Source organism: Rhizobium sp. K102 (assembly GCF_022385315.1).
GTDB classification, from domain to species: Bacteria; Pseudomonadota; Alphaproteobacteria; order Rhizobiales; family Rhizobiaceae; genus Rhizobium; species Rhizobium croatiense.
In genome coordinates, this window is record NZ_CP092436.1 from 2,167,809 (window position 1) to 2,184,317 (window position 16,509).

The 16,509-nt window shown below is 63.4% G+C and carries 12 protein-coding genes; 7 read left to right on the plus strand and 5 right to left on the minus strand.

Annotation, left to right across the window (positions count from 1 at the left end):
• The first annotated feature begins 33 nt into the window (after nucleotides 1-33).
• Nucleotides 34-1,383: a glutamine synthetase family protein gene (locus tag MHI61_RS16675; protein WP_239792854.1), complete on the plus strand. Its 1,350-nt coding sequence runs from the start codon at nucleotides 34-36 to the stop codon at nucleotides 1,381-1,383.
• Between the two features lie 19 nt (nucleotides 1,384-1,402).
• On the opposite strand, the gene MHI61_RS16680 is transcribed toward MHI61_RS16675, so the two are convergent.
• Nucleotides 1,403-2,347, minus strand: a complete 945-nt coding sequence (locus tag MHI61_RS16680) for a diacylglycerol kinase family protein (protein WP_239792767.1) — start codon at nucleotides 2,345-2,347, stop codon at nucleotides 1,403-1,405.
• A 291-nt stretch (nucleotides 2,348-2,638) separates the two neighbouring features.
• Here MHI61_RS16680 and MHI61_RS16685 point away from each other — a divergent pair, with 291 nt between their 5' ends.
• Nucleotides 2,639-3,868: an MFS transporter gene (locus MHI61_RS16685; protein ID WP_239792768.1), complete on the plus strand. Its 1,230-nt coding sequence runs from the start codon at nucleotides 2,639-2,641 to the stop codon at nucleotides 3,866-3,868.
• Between the two features lie 259 nt (nucleotides 3,869-4,127).
• Nucleotides 4,128-5,501: a magnesium transporter gene (mgtE, locus tag MHI61_RS16690; protein WP_239792769.1), complete on the plus strand. Its 1,374-nt coding sequence runs from the start codon at nucleotides 4,128-4,130 to the stop codon at nucleotides 5,499-5,501.
• 122 nt (nucleotides 5,502-5,623) lie between these two features.
• On the opposite strand, the gene MHI61_RS16695 is transcribed toward mgtE, so the two are convergent.
• Nucleotides 5,624-6,145 (minus strand): Lrp/AsnC family transcriptional regulator, encoded by a 522-nt coding sequence (locus MHI61_RS16695; RefSeq protein WP_239792770.1) that lies wholly within the window; start codon nucleotides 6,143-6,145, stop codon nucleotides 5,624-5,626.
• A gap of 97 nt (nucleotides 6,146-6,242) precedes the next feature.
• On the opposite strand from MHI61_RS16695, the gene MHI61_RS16700 reads away from it, so the two are divergent.
• Nucleotides 6,243-7,148: a DMT family transporter gene (locus tag MHI61_RS16700; protein ID WP_239792771.1), complete on the plus strand. Its 906-nt coding sequence runs from the start codon at nucleotides 6,243-6,245 to the stop codon at nucleotides 7,146-7,148.
• Between the two features lie 78 nt (nucleotides 7,149-7,226).
• Here MHI61_RS16700 and MHI61_RS16705 read toward each other — a convergent pair whose 3' ends face one another.
• Complete coding sequence (locus MHI61_RS16705) at nucleotides 7,227-7,841, minus strand: L,D-transpeptidase (protein ID WP_239792772.1); 615 nt, start codon at nucleotides 7,839-7,841, stop codon at nucleotides 7,227-7,229.
• A gap of 136 nt (nucleotides 7,842-7,977) precedes the next feature.
• A complete protein-coding gene (locus tag MHI61_RS16710; RefSeq protein ID WP_239792773.1) occupies nucleotides 7,978-9,642 on the minus strand; it encodes an electron transfer flavoprotein-ubiquinone oxidoreductase in 1,665 nt (554 codons plus the stop codon).
• 247 nt (nucleotides 9,643-9,889) lie between these two features.
• On the opposite strand from MHI61_RS16710, the gene MHI61_RS16715 reads away from it, so the two are divergent.
• Nucleotides 9,890-10,678 carry an SDR family oxidoreductase gene (locus MHI61_RS16715; RefSeq protein ID WP_239792774.1) on the plus strand — a complete coding sequence of 263 codons (789 nt, stop codon included), beginning with the start codon at nucleotides 9,890-9,892 and terminating at the stop codon, nucleotides 10,676-10,678.
• A 12-nt stretch (nucleotides 10,679-10,690) separates the two neighbouring features.
• On the opposite strand, the gene MHI61_RS16720 is transcribed toward MHI61_RS16715, so the two are convergent.
• Nucleotides 10,691-11,572 (minus strand): aminoglycoside phosphotransferase family protein, encoded by an 882-nt coding sequence (locus MHI61_RS16720; protein WP_239792775.1) that lies wholly within the window; start codon nucleotides 11,570-11,572, stop codon nucleotides 10,691-10,693.
• A 290-nt stretch (nucleotides 11,573-11,862) separates the two neighbouring features.
• Between MHI61_RS16720 and MHI61_RS16725 the strand changes: the two genes are divergently transcribed.
• Together MHI61_RS16725 and MHI61_RS16730 are read left to right on the plus strand one after the other, a co-directional pair.
• Complete coding sequence (locus MHI61_RS16725; protein ID WP_239792776.1) at nucleotides 11,863-13,158, plus strand: efflux RND transporter periplasmic adaptor subunit; 1,296 nt, start codon at nucleotides 11,863-11,865, stop codon at nucleotides 13,156-13,158.
• Nucleotides 13,155-16,271, plus strand: a complete 3,117-nt coding sequence (locus MHI61_RS16730) for an efflux RND transporter permease subunit (RefSeq protein WP_239792777.1) — start codon at nucleotides 13,155-13,157, stop codon at nucleotides 16,269-16,271. The genes MHI61_RS16725 and MHI61_RS16730 overlap by 4 nt, the downstream gene beginning before the upstream one ends.
• Nucleotides 16,272-16,509: the final 238 nt, after the last annotated feature.

A 16,509-nucleotide genomic window follows, 5' to 3' on the forward strand; every position in this document is an offset into this window, starting at 1 on the left:
AGCTTGGCCTTGTCCCGGAGGATTTTCAAGGTCATGGCGAGCGACAGGATGGACGGCAAGGCCGGTGGTGACCCGCGTTTCGAGATCGTGATCGTCGGCATGAACGGCGAACTGCGCGGCAAGCAGCTTCCATCAGGCGCCGAAGGCAAGGTCTGGGCCGGCGAGATCCGCTTGCCCACGTCGACGCAGTCGCTCGATATCTGGGGTGACGACAATGACGATATTACCGGCCTGTCGCTGACGATCGGCGATCCCGACGGCATGGTCGTCGCCGACCGGCGCAGCCTTGCGCCGATGCCCTGGGCGCCGGAGGGCTCGATGCAGGTGCTCGCCACCATGTGTGAATTCGACGGCAGCCCGAGCTTCATGGATCCGCGCGCCATCCTCGCTTCGGTGGTCGAGCGCTATCGCAGCCGCGGGCTGACACCTGTCGTCGCCACCGAGCTTGAATTCTACGTGATGTCAGCGGGCTGGCGCGAAACCGGGCGACCCTCCCCGCCTGAAAGCCTTACCTATCGCGGCGAACCGAACGGCTTTCAGCTCTACGACATGAGCGCCGTCGATGCGCTCGAGGACTATCTGCAGACGCTCAAGGCCTACGCCAAGGCGCAGGGACTGCCGGCGGATGCGACGACAGCGGAATTCGGCCCGGGCCAGTTCGAGGTCAATCTCATGCATCGCGCCAATGCGCTGGCCGCCGCCGACGATTGCCTCTATCTCAAGCGCATCGCCGAACAGGCGGCGCGCCGCCACGGGCTCAAATCGACCTGCATGGCCAAACCCTATTCCGAGCATGCCGGTTCCGGTCTGCATGTGCATGCCAGCGTCCTCGACGGCCAGGGCCGCAACATCCTCGATGCCAAGGGCGGCGAGCCGAAGCTGCTGAAATCGGTCACAGCAGGTCTGCTCGACAGCATGCGCGCGGCGCAGCTGATCTTCGCGCCCTTCGCCAATTCCTACCGCCGCTTCCAGCCGGGCTCGTTCGCGCCGGTCGATCTGACCTGGGGCAGCGGCCATCGCGGCACGGCGATCCGCATCCCTGACAAGGACGGGCCGGCCGCGCGTATCGAGCACCGCGTCGCCGGCGCCGATGCCAATCCCTATCTGCTGCTCGCGGCAATCCTCGGCGGCATGCTGAATGGGCTCGACCGGGAACTCGACCCCGGCGAGGAGACAACGCCTTCATACACGCCCGCGAATACGACGCGGCTGACACATGATTTCCTCAGCGCGGTCGAGACGTTCCGCACCTCGCCCTTCATCGCCGATATCTTCGGCGCACGCTACCAGGCACTCTACGGCGACACCAAGCGCAAGGAAGCGCTGGCGTATCTCAGCACCGTGTCGGATTTCGACTACCGCACCTATCTGCCGCGGCTCTGAGGCTTATGCCGCAGCCGACTTACGCAGCCGGCTCGCGGCGTTCGTCCTCATTCACCTGAGCGGCGAGCCCCTGCTTGACGAGGACTTTCAGTTCCCCCGGATGCAGCCGGATCGAGACGTCGCGTGCGAGCGGCAGCAGTTCGCCGTCCATGACGCAATTGGCCTTGGAGCGCAGTTTCGGGAAGTGCAGGTGCACTTCGGCCGGGTGCATGACCATGACGTCGGCATTCTCGCGGACCTTGCCGCGCAGCATGTCGATGGCAAGGCGGGCGACACCGAGGGGTTTCAACGGATTTGCCGTATAGAAGCCGAGTTCGCCGCTTCTGAGATTATCAGCGTAGAGCAGCGCGTTCTCGCCGAATGGATTGTTGGAGACCGAGACCGCGGACACCCAGCGGCGCTCGCGCATCCCGGCCGCCTCGAACTCGACCTCGAACTCGGGCGGATTGAAGATCACTCCGAGAGCGGCCTTTGTGCTCGCCCGGATCTTGCCCAGCCTGGAACGATAGCTGTAGGCGTTGCGGTAGCGCACCATGCGGGCATGCAGGCCGGCGGAAAACTGGTGGATGAACGGGCGGCCATTGGCGCTGGCGATATCGACATTGTCGATCTCGCCGGTCGCAAGCACATCGAGGGCCTGCCAGATATCGAGCGGCACGCGCAGCGAGCGGGCAAAGAGGTTCATCGTACCGGCCGGCACGACGCCGAGGGCAATGCCGTTTTTCCAGGCGATCGATGCCGCCGCCGAAATCGTGCCGTCGCCGCCGCCGGCGACGATACCGTCAATATCGTCGCGTCTGGCGGCCCGCTCCATGGCGGGAATGATCTCCTTGCCGGAGAAAACGATGGCTTCGAAATCGTGCCCCGCTTCGCGGAAAGCTGCCTCCGCCCTCTTCTCGTAGGCCAGCATATCGGTGGTCCTGAAGGTGCCGCCGTCGCGATTAAAATAGCCTACAAGCTTCATGAGGCCTCCCTTCTCTGGCGCGGAACTGCTCCTGCCTTGCTCCTGAGATGGTTGCGGTATCGGCAATTTCAAGCGCCGCCGCTTTTCCTCAGAAGAGCCAGAAATGCAAAAATTGCAATAGACATATGCACATAACAGGACGCTGCACTGCAAAAAATGCACTCGACGCCGGCGGGGACCTCACGGATAGATAGAGGTTCCCAATACCTCTCCACGTCCTGCCCTTCCAAACGATCGCCCGCCTCCGCGCCAGGGCCATTGCCAAGCAGAGAACCGTCTCAAGGAGCTCTCGTGAGCCAGATCGCGATCAATGAACCCGTCGAAATCCAGCCGGATGCCGAGCTGCCGTCGGCGACGACTGTTGCCTTGGTTCAACTGGCGCTTGCCTGCGGCGGATTTGCCATCGGCACCGGCGAATTCGCCATCATGGGACTGCTGCCCAATGTCGCCGAAACCTTCTCGGTGACGACGCCGCAGGCCGGCTATGTCATCAGCGCCTATGCGCTCGGCGTCGTCATCGGCGCACCCGTCATCGCCGTGCTCGCCGCCAAGATGGCGCGCCGCACGCTGCTGTTGACGCTGATGCTGGTCTTTGCCGCCGGCAACATTCTCAGCGCCGTCGCCCCGACCTTCGAGACCTTCACTCTGCTGCGCTTCGTCAGCGGCCTGCCGCATGGCGCCTATTTCGGCGTTGCGGCCCTGGTCGCCGCCTCGATGGTGCCTGTACATCGGCGGGCACGCGCGGTCGGGCGCGTCATGCTCGGATTGACGGTGGCCACGCTTCTCGGCACGCCGGCAACGACGCTTTTCGGCCAATCGCTCGACTGGCAGGTGGCTTTTCTGACGGTCGGCGTCGTCGGCCTGCTGACGGTGGCGCTGATCTGGTTCCACGTTCCCAAGGACAGGGTTTCCGAAGAAGCGAGCTTCCTGCGCGAACTTGGCGCCTTCCGCCGGCCGCAAGTGTGGCTGACGCTCGGCATCGCCGCCGTCGGCTATGGCGGCATGTTCGCCATGTTCAGCTATATCGCCTCAACGACGACCGAGGTGGCGATGCTGCCGGAAAGCGCGGTTCCGATCATGCTGGTGCTGTTCGGCGTCGGCATGAACGCCGGCAATTTCATCGGCTCGTGGCTCGCCGACAAGTCGCTGCTCGGCACGATCGGCGGATCGCTCGTCTATAATATCGTCGTGCTGACCACCTTCTCGCTGACCGCCGCCAACCCCTATATGCTCGGCCTCTCGGTCTTCCTCGTCGGCTGCGGTTTCGCCGCCGGCCCGGCGCTGCAGACGCGGCTGATGGATGTCGCCGCCGATGCGCAGACGCTTGCCGCGGCCTCCAATCATTCCGCTTTCAACATCGCCAATGCGCTCGGCGCCTGGCTCGGTGGTCTCGTCATCGCCTCGGGCTATGGTTTTGCGGCAACCGGTTACGTCGGCGCCGCACTCTCCTTCCTCGGTCTTTTCGTCTTTGCCGCGTCGTTCCGGCTGGAGCGTCGCGTTCGGAGTCCGCAGGCCGTCTGAGCCATGAGCGCACCCGCTCGGGGGTGCGGCATTCTGGCGTTAAGCATTTCTCCCGCTTGACTTATTCCGCGTTCGGGACCACCTAGCATGACACGTGGATGACACCTGTCTTCCACGGATTTCAACGGAGCCATCACTCAGATGCCAAGCGACAGTAGCAGTCGATTGCCTTTGCCGTACGCGGCCCTCGTGCGCTGACCGACTCCTGTCGGCTCGCCCGTCGGGACGCTACGGCGGATCGACGGAAAGGCGAGCCTCAATGAATATCAATCGCTTCCCTCTTCGGGCAGGCCATGCCGCCCGTGCCTTCATCAACAACAGCCGCGGTGCAACGATCGCCGAGCGCGTCGACGCGTTGAACGCACTCACCGTCCAGGATGCCGGCCGCGTGCTGACCGGCATGCCGCTCGACTATGCCGTCAACATCCTCGACCGGCCGGAGCTTCGCAACGCGGCGCGGATCCTGGCGCTGCTGAGCGCCGAGGATGCCGCACGGCTGCTGCACGGCATGTCCAACGACCGCGTCGCCGACGTGCTGCTCGAACTCGACGCCGAGACCCGCGCCCGGCTGTTCGCCAGCCTCGACGAGCCGGTGCGCATCGCCATCCAGCACCTGATGGGCTATCCGCCGCGCACCGCCGGCGGCATCATGACGACGGAGTTCGTCAGCGTGCCTGACAGCTGGACCGTTGGCCAGACGCTCGACCATGTGCGCCAGGTCGAACGTTCGCGCGAGACCGTCTACGCCATTTATGTGCTCGACGAGGCAAGCCATGCCCTCATGCATGTGGTGACGCTGCGCCGCCTGATCACCGGCGAACCCGGTGCTTCCATTCTTACGGTGGCGCAGAAGGGCGTTCCGGTTGCGGCCGATCCGTTGATGAAGCAGGAGGATGTCGCCCGGCTGATCCGCAAGCACGATCTGCTCGCTTTGCCTGTGACCGACGAACATGGGCGGATGCTCGGCATCGTCACCGTCGACGACGTGATCGATACGATGATCGCCGATACGACGGAAGCGGCCCAGAGGTTCGGCGGCATGGAGGCGCTCGGCCAGCCCTATATGAAGATCGGCTTCGCCGGCATGATCCGCAAGCGCGCCGGCTGGCTTGCCGCGCTCTTCCTCGGCGAAATGCTGACGGCGAGCGCCATGCAGCATTTCGAGGGCGAGCTGGAAAAGGCCGTGGTGCTGACGCTGTTCATCCCGCTGATCATGAGCTCGGGCGGCAATTCCGGGTCGCAGGCGACATCGCTGATCATCCGGGCCTTGGCGCTCGGCGAGTTGAAGCTTTCGGACTGGTGGAAGGTGCTCTTCCGCGAACTGCCGACCGGCATCGCGCTCGGCGCGATCCTCGGCCTCGCCGGCTTCATCCGCATCGTCTTCTGGCAGACCGCCGGGCTCTACGACTACGGCCCGCACTGGCAGATGGTCGCCATCACGGTGTTTGCCGCTCTGATCGGGATCGTCACCTTCGGCTCGATCTGCGGTTCGATGCTGCCCTTCGTGCTGCAGAAGCTGCGGCTCGATCCGGCCAGCGCCTCGGCCCCCTTCGTCGCCACACTGGTCGACGTCACCGGGCTCGTCATCTACTTCTCGGTGGCGCTGCTCATCCTCAGCGGGACGCTGCTGTAGCGCCTGGGATTTGCCCCTCACCCTAGCCCTCTCCCCGTAAAACGGGGAGAGGGGACGTGCCCTGCGAGAGCGGAGCGAGGGACGGAGAGGCGGGGGCGGGCTCCGAGCACTAGGCCGAGAAATCATTTCCCCTCGGGCAGCTTCAGCGGCCCGTGCGTCTTGATGCTACGGATGGCGAAGTTCGACCGGATGTCGCTGACATTCGGCAGCGTCAGCAGCGTCTCCGTCAGCAGCCGCTCATAGGCGGCGAGATCTTCCACCACCACTTCGGCGAGGAAATCGGCCGTTCCCGAGATCAGGAAGCAGGAGACGATCTCGGGGATGGCAAGCAGCGCCTTCTGCTGCGCCTCGGAATTTTCGCGGCTGTGGTGGACGACCTTGAATTCGACGAAGACTGTCAGGCCGAGACCGACTTCCTTGCGGTCGATATCGGCGGTGTAACCGCGGATGATACCGGAACGTTCGAGATTGCGGATGCGGCGCAGGCAGGGCGATGGCGACAGGTTCACCTTCTCGGCGATCTCGACATTGGTGGCGCGCGCATCTTCCTGCAGGCATTTAAGAATGGCGATATCGAATTTATCGAGATTTGGCATTTTCATAACATCCATCGGCATCATTTGGCAGAAGATTGCGTATAGCATGATATTCCAGCCACAGATAGCAAGGACATGCCCCGACATCTGGCGCTAATCTTTCCTTCAACCGGACAGGATCCGGACGGAGGAAAGGATTAGGACGATGAGCACGATCGCATTTTCAAACGACAAATCGCCTTCGCAGTCCCTCGGTTATGCCGCCGGCACGATTACCGTGCTGATCTGGGCGACCTGGTTTCTGGCGACCCGCCACAGCGCCGCGACCTCGCTCGGCCCAATCGATATCGGCCTCATCCGCTTCGGCATTCCGGCGCTCGCGCTCTCGCCCGTCTGGCTTCGGATCGGCCTGCTGCCGAAGGGGCTGCCGCTGCATGTGCTGGCGATCATGGGCGCCGGCTGCGGCGCAATCTTCTTCCTGGTGACGACCCTTGCCATTCACTCCACGCCGGCCGCCTCTTCGGGCATCCTGCTCGGCGGATCGATGCCGCTCGCCACCGCATTGATCGGCATTCTGCTGTTTCGGGAGCGGCCCGATGCCACGCGCATCGCCGGGCTGCTGGCGATCGTCGGCGGTGTTCTCATCCTGCTCGCCCGCAGCCTTGGCGATGCCTCCCTTCCCTGGACGAGCTTTGTCCTGCTACCGGCCGGCGCCGTGCTCTGGGCAAGCTATACGCATGCTTTCCGCCGCTCGGGCCTGACCGCCATTCAGGCCAGCGCGCTGATCGCCATCTGGTCTTTCCTGATCATGGCTGTGCTCGCCCTCGTCTTCGGCATCTCGCTGCCGCAAGCGCCGCTTCCGGAAATTGGCCTGCAGGTGCTGAGCCAGGGCATTCTTTCCGGTCTCGTCGCCATGGTCGCCTATGGCACGGCCGTCCGCACCCTCGGCGGAACGCAGGCCGCCGCCTTCACGGCTCTGACGCCTGTTCTGGCGACGCTCGGGGGCGGCTTCCTGCTCGGCGAAACGATCGGCACAGCCGAAATCAGTGCCGCCGTCATCACCGGCATCGGCGTGGCGCTGTCGACGGGGATTGCTGCACGCCGCCGCTGACGCCAACGTCGGCCGCCAAGCTAAAAGCCGCCGGCAGCCAAGGCTGCGGCGGCTTTTTTGATGGTCCGCTTTAGCCGCTCAAGCCTGGATGACGACAACCCTGGCGCCGACTTCGACGCGGCTATAGAGGTCGATCACGTCATGATTCATCATGCGGATACAGCCGCTCGACATGGCCAGCCCGATCGATTCTGGCTGGTTGGTGCCATGGATGCGGAAATGGGTATCGTTGCCGCCGCGATAGAGATACATCGCCCGCGCGCCGAGCGGATTGTTCGGACCGCCCTGCATGCCGCCGGCAAGCCTGCGATAGCGCTCCTCGCGGCGCTGCATGTTTTCCGTGGGGGTCCAGCTCGGCCATTCGGCCTTGCGGCCGATATAGGCATTGCCGGCAAATGCCAGCCCTTCGCGGCCGACACCGACGCCATAGCGCATCGCCCTGTTGTCACCGAGAACGTAGTAGGCGCGACGCGCGGGTGTGTCGATGACGATCGTGCCCGGCGCGTGAGAGCTTTCATAAGCCACCTCCTGGCGGCGCAGCTCCGGCTTGATCTTGTCGATCGGCACCTGCTTCAGCGGAAATTTTTCATCCGGAAGAGCGGCGTAATTCGTCTGGCTGTTGAGGCCGGTCGAAGAGCAGCCGGCAACAAAGAGCGGCAGAGCGATCAGAAAGCCGCGACGGGAGATCGTCATGAATGTGTCCTTAGTGCGTCAACACGATGTCGCAAGCTAAGGAAATTATGGTTAATGAATCGCTAAGGACGGCCGTGGGAATATGATCACGAAGGCGTTAGCGGGTGAAATTGCCGGCCGCAGCCGGCAATCGCCCTCACATATTCGGATAGACCGGTCCCTCGCCGCCCTGCGGCGGTACCCAGTTGATGTTCTGGTTCGGATCCTTGATGTCGCAGGTCTTGCAATGCACGCAGTTCTGGGCGTTGATGACGAAGGTCTTGTCGCCATCCTTCTCCACCCATTCATAGACGCCGGCCGGACAGTAACGGGTCGACGGGCCGGCATAGATGCCGAGCTCCGAGCTCTTCTGCAGCGCCATGTCCTTGACCTGCAGGTGCACCGGCTGGTCTTCCTCGTGATTGGTGTTCGACAGGAACACCGAGGACAGACGGTCGAAGGTCAGCACCCCATCCGGCTTCGGATAGGCGATCGGCTTGTGCTGCGAGGCCGGCTCCAGCGACTGCGCATCGGTCTTGCCGTGTTTCAGCGTGCCGAAGAAGGAAAAGCCGAACAGCGTATTGGTCCACATGTCGAGGCCGCCGAGTGCCACGCCGAGGGCGGTGCCGAACTTCGACCACAGCGGCTTGACGTTGCGGACCCGCTTGAGATCGCGGCCGATGTCGCCCTGGCGCCAGTCGTTCTCGATCTCGACCACTTCGTCATGGCTGCGGCCTGATACAATCGCCGCCGCCAGCTTCTCGGCCGCCAGCATACCCGACAGCACCGCATTGTGGCTGCCCTTGATGCGGGGAACGTTGACGAGACCGGCCGAACAGCCGATCAGCGCCCCGCCGGGAAAGGACAGCTTCGGCACCGACTGGTAGCCGCCCTCGGTGATGGCGCGCGCCCCATAGGAGAGCCGCTTGCCACCCTCGAAAGTGCCGCGGATCGCCGGATGCGTCTTGAAGCGCTGGAACTCCTCGAACGGGTAGAGATAGGGGTTCTTGTAATTCAGGTGGACGACGAAGCCGACCGCCACCAGATTGTCTTCCAGATGATAGAGGAAGGAGCCGCCGCCGGTCTTCATGCCGAGCGGCCAGCCGAAGGAGTGCTGCACCAGGCCCTGCTTGTGGTGCTCCGGCTTGACCTGCCAGAGCTCCTTGACGCCGATGCCGAATTTCTGCGGCTCGCGATCCTTCTGCAGGTCGAACTTGGCGATCAGCTGCTTGGCGAGCGAGCCGCGCACGCCCTCGCCGATCAGCGTGTATTTGCCGCGCAGCTCCATGCCGCGGGTATAGTTCGGCCCCGGCTTGCCGTTCTTCTCGATGCCCATGTCGCCGGTGGCAACGCCGATCACCGCACCCTTGTCGTCGTAGAGCACCTCGGTTGCGGCAAAGCCCGGATAGATCTCGACGCCGAGCTCTTCGGCCTTGCCGGCCAGCCAGCGACAGACATTGCCGAGCGAGACGATGTAATTGCCGTGATTGTTCATCAGCGGCGGCATCATGACATTCGGCAGACGGATCGAGCCGGCCGGGCCGAGCAGCAGGAAATGGTCCGCGGTGACTTCCGTCTTGAAGGGATGATCGGCCTCATCGCGCCAGCCGGGCAGCAGCCGGTCGATGCCGATGGGATCGACGACGGCACCCGAGAGAATATGGGCGCCGACCTCGGCCCCCTTCTCCAGCACGACGACCGACAATTCCGGATTGACCTGCTTGAGCCGGATCGCCGCCGCAAGCCCGGCAGGGCCTGCTCCGACGATCACAACGTCGAATTCCATGCTCTCGCGCTCGGGCAGCTCAGTCGTCTCGGTCATTCATTCGTCTCCGCTTGGCCACCTGTGGCCATCATCCCATGGTCCCTGTCTTGTCAAAACGACGAAGCATTGTCGAGCCGGGATGCGACAGCCAATCCTCAATTCGCACAATGATATTCAGCCGATCGAAAATTTATAATAACGCTTACGTTAACGTCAATTGGGAAACCCCGGTCGGGTTACCGCTCTCCCTTTCCTTTTTCGTCGCCTGCGCCTTATACATCGCTCGAAGACATCGGAGGATATCATGGATCTCGGCATCAAGGGCAAAAGGGCACTCGTTCTCGCCTCCTCACGCGGACTCGGCCTCGGCATTGGCGTGGCGCTGGCGCGGGAGGGCGCCAACGTGCTGCTCTGCGGGCGCAGCGGCGAGCAGCTCGAGGCCAATTGCAAGGCAATTAACAGCGAAGGCAATGGCCGGGCTGACTGGATGTGGGCCGATCTCGCAGACGAGCGCTTCGTCGAGACGGCGACGACGGCCGTAAAGGACAAGTTCGGCGGCCTCGATATCCTCGTCAACAATACCGGCGGACCGACGCCCGGCACGACCGAGGAGATGACGGCCGAAAAGCTCGAAACCTATTTCCTCTCCATGGTCGCCCGCGTGATCACCCTCACCAATGCACTGCTGCCTGATATGAAAGCGCAGGGCTGGGGCCGCATCCTGACGGTCGCCTCATCGGGCGTGATCGAGCCGATCGCCAACCTGGCGCTGTCGAATACGCTGCGCCCGGCGCTTGCCGGCTGGAGCAAGACGCTTGCCGCCGAGGTGGCGAGCTTCGGCATCACGACCAACATTCTCCTGCCCGGCAGCATTCTGACGGCGCGGCTCGACGACCTCGATGGCGCCGCAGCAAAGCGCACGGGCAAAAGCCTCGAGGAGATCCGCGCCGACAAGGAGGCGCGCATTCCAGTCGGCCGCTACGGCCGGGTGGAGGAGTTTGCCGCAACGGCGGCCTTCCTCTGCAGCCAGCCGGCAAGCTACATCACCGGCTCGCTCATCCGCTGCGACGGCGGCGCGGCACGATCGGTATAGTCTAGAGGCTGCTCAGGCGGCGCGGGCCGCCGCGGCGGCCCAGCTCGTCGCACTGCGGATCATCTGCTCGACATTCCCCGGATCGTCGGCAAATTCGGCGAGTTCGGAAAGCCGGTGGAAGCCGGTCATGATCGTGATGCGCCGCCGGTCGAGCCGGCGGCCGGTCAGGATTTCATAGGCCGAGATGATGCGCGCGGTGAGATCGGGCGAGATGAAGTTCGAATAGACGAACTCCTGGTGCAACGGCCCGAAACCGGAATCGGCGAAATCGTAAAGGCCGTTGAGCCTGCCCTGCCGGAAGTCGAAGGCCATGTTCCATCCATGGCCGTCGAAAAAGCCGTAGACCTTGCCGTAGGGATCCGGCGGCAGAAATTCGAAATCCGAAATGACGACCTCGGCAAAGCGCTGGATGTCAGCCGGCAGCAGTGGCAAAGCCTTCTTTCGCACCACGTCCGGCGATTGCCACGGCTGGATCGCCGTTGCGCCGGCCGCGCGCAGGCGGTCAGCGTCGAGCGCATGCAGCTCGGCGTAAAAACGCGCGAGATCATCCGCCAGACGCTGGCGGTCGCCCTCCCCGAGCGCATCGTAATCTTCGGCAATGAGGTGTTCGCCCTCCAGCTTGGCGTGGCTGGAGAAGATCGGCGGCCCGTCGTGTATGCGCATGTCTGGAACCGCAATCGACAGCGACGGCCGGATGATGTCGAGCAAGGCCGCTTCCCTCACCAGCGCCCTTTCGGCGCCGAGATGGCGGGGAAACTTGAAGATCAGCGTGTCGTCGACGTCGACCGCCATCGAATCCCAGCCCTTCGCCGCCAGCTTGAAGACGGAGGCCGTCAGTTGGGGAAACACCCTTATGATGAGCGAGCGAAATTCGCTGGCGTCCAACTCAGTCATGACGACCTGCCTCCTCTGTTTTTCCGCCGTTCTTTGCGTGCAGCGATCCGCGTGCGGGAACGGTATCAGCCTGCGCAGCGGACCGCCGGCAATGCCGCCACGGAGCCGCGCCAAGCGCACTCCTATTATATTAGTATAGTTTGAATATTACGGAATATTCATTACAAAATTTTAAGCCGTTATAACCACTTAGTGATCGCGACCGGGGAATTATGTCTTTTTTGCGCCGCAATATAAGCGGCTCAATCGGAGCATAAATTCGCAACCCTTGTTCAACCCGGTTTTGCCCCATGAAGAAATTTTGGATCACCGTCAGTATTATCGCCGTTGGCGCCGTCGGCCTCTGGCAATTCGGCAATCTGATCCCCTATGCCTCGCATATTCCCTACCTGTCGGAGCTGATCCGGCAGCCGGCCGGCGGCAATGGCCGCGGCCAGCAGGGGCAGGCCGACCAGGCCCAGGACGGCGGACAGCATCAGGGCGGCGGGCGCAGACGCGGCGGTGGCGGCCCGACCGTCGTCAAAACAGTCGCAGCCGTCAAAACGACGCTGCCGATGGATGTGACGGGGTCCGGCTGGGCTGATGCCGATGACAACACGACCGTCGCCGCACAGGAACAGGGTCTGATCGTCAGCATCGCGGCGCAGGACGGGGCGACCGTCAAGGCCGGCGACCTGATCGCCAAGCTCGACGACCGGACGGCCAAGGCCGCCGTCGACAAGGACAATGCGATGATCGTGCGCGACACGGCGACGCTTTCGGAGGCCGAGACTGCGCTGGTGCGCGCCCAGGATCTGTTCGACCAGAAAGCCGGCACCCAGCAGAGCCTCGATCAGGCGAGAGCCGCCCGCGACACTGCCGCAGCGACGGTCGATGCGGATAAGGCAACACTTGCCTCCGATCAGATCCTGCTCGAGCATACGTATATTCGCGCGCCCTTCGACGGCCGGCTCGGCGATATTGCCGTCAGCAAGGGCGCCTTCCTCAATGCCGGCGCGGCCATCGTCACCATCGCCAAGTACGATCCGATCTATGTGAAATTCCACCTGCAGGAACGTTATCTGCGCGAGCTGAAGAAGGCACTCGCAGCCGGGCCGGTCGAGGTCAGCACGGCGCCCAATTCCACCAAGGGGCAAGTGCGAAAGGGTGAGATCAGCTTCTACGACAACACGGTCGATACGGCCTCGGGCACGATCCTCGCCAAGGCGAAATTCGAGAATGCCTCCGGCGCGCTCTGGCCCGGCCAGTCGGTCAACATCGTCGTGCATTTCAACAATGACGAACAGCAGGTAGTGGTGCCGACGGTTGCCGTCAGCCCCGGCCCGGAGGGTTTCTTCGCCTTCGTCGCCAAGGACGGCATATCGCATCTGACGGCCGTCACCGTTGCCCGCGCCAATGGCGGCTTCACCGCCATCGAATCGGGCCTTTCCGAAGGCGACCATGTCGTCGTCGAGGGTCAGGGCCAGCTCAGCGATCAGCAGGCGATCCACGAAGAGTTCGACGAAAAGGCGCTCAATGTCGCCTCCGCCGACGCGCCTCGGCAGCCGCAGCAGTCCGAGACAATCACGGTGGGAGCGCAGCAATGATCCCGAATTTCTGCATCCAGCGCCCGGTCGCCACGACGCTGCTTGCCATCGGCGTCATTCTGGCCGGCCTTGCCGGTTACCGGCTCGTGCCGGTCGCGGCCCTGCCGCAGGTCGATTTTCCGACGATCAACGTTTCGGCACAGCTGAGCGGCGCCTCGCCGCAGACGATGGCGACGTCGGTCGCCACGCCGCTGATCAAGCAGTTCGAGACCATTCCCGGCATCAGCGAGATCAGCGCCTCGAGCTCGCTCGGCAGCACCAGCATCGTGCTGCAGTTCGACCTCAACCGTGATATCGACGCGGCCGCCGCCGACGTGCAGGCGGCGATCTCGCACGCCACCCGGCAGCTGCCCGACAATCTGACGACGCCGCCGAGCTACCGCAAGACCAACCCGGCCGATGCGCCGGTCATGCTGCTCTCGGTGCAGAGCAACACCATGCCGCGCAGCAAGCTCGACGAGATCGCCGAAGACATAATCTCGCCGTCGCTGTCGACGCTCCCGGGCGTTGCCCAGGTCAGCGTCTTCGGGGCGCAGACCTATGCGGTGCGCGTCGAGGTCGATCCCAACAAGTTGCTCACCCGCGGCATCGGCATCGACACCGTCAACAAGGCGCTTTCTGCCGCCAACAGCCAGCAGCCCGTGGGCACGCTGCAGAACAATGCGCAGAGCATGACCATCACGGCGAATACGCAGCGCACCAATGCCGAACAATTCCGCTCGCTGGTCATCGCCAATCCGAACGGCGCGCCGATCCATCTCGGCGATGTCGCCGATGTGCAGGACGGCGTCGAGAACCAGGATACCGGCAGCTGGTATGACGGGCAGCGTGGCATCATCCTCGCCATCCAGCGCCAGCCCGATGCCAATACGGTCGACGTCGTCGACGCCATCAATGCCAAGCTGCCGCAGCTTCACGCCGAAATCCCGGCTTCGGTCACGACTGTCGTCATGAACGACGCCGCAAAACCGATCCGTGCGGCCATCGCCGACGTGAAATTCACGCTGTTCCTGACGATCGGCCTCGTGATCCTGGTCATCTATCTCTTCACCGGCCATGCGACCGCGACGATCATTCCCGGGCTTGCCGTTCCACTGTCGCTGATTTCGACCTTCGGCATGATGTATGTGCTCGGCTACAGCATCGACAACATTTCGCTGCTCGGGCTGACGCTCGCGGTGGGGCTGGTGGTCGACGACGCGATCGTCATGCTCGAAAACATCCTGCGCCATGTCGAGGAAGGCATGCCGGTGCGGGAAGCGGCGATCAAGGGAGCGGGAGAAGTCAGCTACACCATCATTTCCATGTCGGTTTCGCTGATCGCCGTCTTCATCCCGATCCTGCTGATGGGCGGCGTCGTCGGTCGCGTGTTCAACGAATTCGGCATGGTGGTCGCCATCGCCATCATCTCGTCGGCCATCGTCTCGCTGACCGTGACGCCGATGCTCGGTTCGCGCCTCTCCAACAATCACAGCCGGCCGCCGCTCCTGATCCGCCTCTTCGATGCCGGCTTCGAGCGGACGCTCGGCGGCTACGACCGAGCGGTCGGCTGGTGCCTGCGCCATCGCGTGACGATCCTCGGCGTGTTCCTCGGCTCGGTGGCGCTGACGATCTACTTCTTCATGACGCTGCCGACGAGCTTCTTCCCACAGGAAGACATCGGCCGCCTGACGATCAGCACACAGGCACGCCAGGACATTTCCTATTCCGCCATGGAGGCGCTGCAGCAGCAGGCGGCGGCCGCCGTCAAGGCGAACCCGGCGGTCAACCACGTGATGTCGACGATCGGCGGCAACCCGAACAAGCCGCAGAACAACGGCTCGATGTTCGTCGAGCTCAAGGACAAGAAGGAGCGTCCGCCGCTCGACCAGACGCTGCGCGAGCTGCGCACGGCGATCAACAAGATCCCCGGATTGCAGGCCTTCGTGACGCCGAACCAGAGCCTGCGGTTCGGCGGCCGCCAGACCGCCAGCCAGTATCAGCTGGTCATACAGGCGCTGAGCGCCGACCAGACGAACCTCTGGGCCGGCAAGATCCAGGCGGCGATGCGCAAGGACCGGCTGTTCACCGACGTCACCTCGGACGCCCAGAACAACGCCCTGCAGGCCAATATCGTCATCGATACCGAGCGGGCGGCCGCTTACGGGATCGACAACGACACGCTGCGTACGACGCTGCAGGAATCCTTCAGCGGATATACCGCGGCGGAGATCCAGTCGACCGGCGACAGCTACGACGTCATCGTCGAATACGACACCAGCAAACCCTGGGACGACCAGAAACTGGCGGAAATACGCGTCGCCTCGTCGAATGGCAGCCTGGTGCCGCTTTCGAATTTCGCGCATGTCGAGCGCACTACCGGCCCGGTCACCATCAATCAGACCGGCCAGCTCGTCTCGACCACCGTCTCCTTCAACCTGCCGGAGGGCGTCTCGCTCAGCGATGCGACGGCGGCGATCGACCAGATCAAGAAGGAGATCAGCCTGCCGACCGATGTCTTCACCTCCTATGGCGGTACGGCGGAGATCTTCCAGCAGTCGCAGGGCAATACGCCTTACCTGATCCTGGCGGCCGTCTTGACCATCTATGTCGTGCTCGGCGTGCTCTATGAAAGCTTCATCCATCCGCTCACCATTCTCTCCGGCCTGCCGGCGGCGGCCTTCGGCGCACTGCTGGCCTTGAAGATCATGGGCTTCGATCTGTCGATCATCGCCCTCATCGGCCTGCTGATGCTGATCGGCATCGTCAAGAAGAACGCGATCATGATGATCGACGTGGCGGTGGAGACCATGCGCACAACCGGCGAAAAGGCGACGGCGGCGATCCACGAGGCCTGCGTGCGCCGCTTCCGGCCGATCATGATGACGACCTTCTGCGCCCTGCTCGGCGCCCTACCGATCGCGCTTGGCACCGGCGCAAGCTCCGAGCTGCGCCAGCCGCTCGGCATCGCCGTTGTCGGCGGTCTCGTCGTCTCGCAGCTGCTGACGCTGTTCATCACCCCTGTCATCTTCGTCGAGATGGACCGCTTCGGAAACTTCCTCGGCCGGCTGATGGGCGGCACGAAGCTCCAGGAGCCGGAGTTGCAGGAGGCCAGGGCGATGGCTGCCGAATGATGACGGCCCTCTGACTTCGGTATCGCCAGCCCTTGCGGCGCACGTCTTCTCCCCCAGGGAGAACACTTCTTCCCAAGGGAGAAGACTTCTTCCCCCGGGGAGAACACGTGAGCCTTCGATCCCATCAACTTTCGATCCTCTTGAATGTGTCACGCCCCTGTGGCATCACCCGCCCTCCTGAATCCGGGCGTCCTTTCGCCCTTCACGGAGCGATGCTCCGTCCCCAATGACAATCGGC

Coding starts and splice junctions, on each gene's coding strand:
- MHI61_RS16705 (WP_239792772.1), bottom strand. CDS start 7,841: ATGACGATCTCCCGTCGCGGCTTTCTGATCGCTCTGCCGCTCTTTGTT.
- MHI61_RS16715 (WP_239792774.1), top strand. CDS start 9,890: ATGGATCTCGGCATCAAGGGCAAAAGGGCACTCGTTCTCGCCTCCTCA.
- MHI61_RS16730 (WP_239792777.1), top strand. CDS start 13,155: ATGATCCCGAATTTCTGCATCCAGCGCCCGGTCGCCACGACGCTGCTT.
- MHI61_RS16675 (WP_239792854.1), top strand. CDS start 34: ATGGCGAGCGACAGGATGGACGGCAAGGCCGGTGGTGACCCGCGTTTC.
- mgtE (WP_239792769.1), top strand. CDS start 4,128: ATGAATATCAATCGCTTCCCTCTTCGGGCAGGCCATGCCGCCCGTGCC.
- MHI61_RS16725 (WP_239792776.1), top strand. CDS start 11,863: ATGAAGAAATTTTGGATCACCGTCAGTATTATCGCCGTTGGCGCCGTC.
- MHI61_RS16680 (WP_239792767.1), bottom strand. CDS start 2,347: ATGAAGCTTGTAGGCTATTTTAATCGCGACGGCGGCACCTTCAGGACC.
- MHI61_RS16700 (WP_239792771.1), top strand. CDS start 6,243: ATGAGCACGATCGCATTTTCAAACGACAAATCGCCTTCGCAGTCCCTC.
- MHI61_RS16720 (WP_239792775.1), bottom strand. CDS start 11,572: ATGACTGAGTTGGACGCCAGCGAATTTCGCTCGCTCATCATAAGGGTG.
- MHI61_RS16695 (WP_239792770.1), bottom strand. CDS start 6,145: ATGCTATACGCAATCTTCTGCCAAATGATGCCGATGGATGTTATGAAA.
- MHI61_RS16710 (WP_239792773.1), bottom strand. CDS start 9,642: ATGACCGAGACGACTGAGCTGCCCGAGCGCGAGAGCATGGAATTCGAC.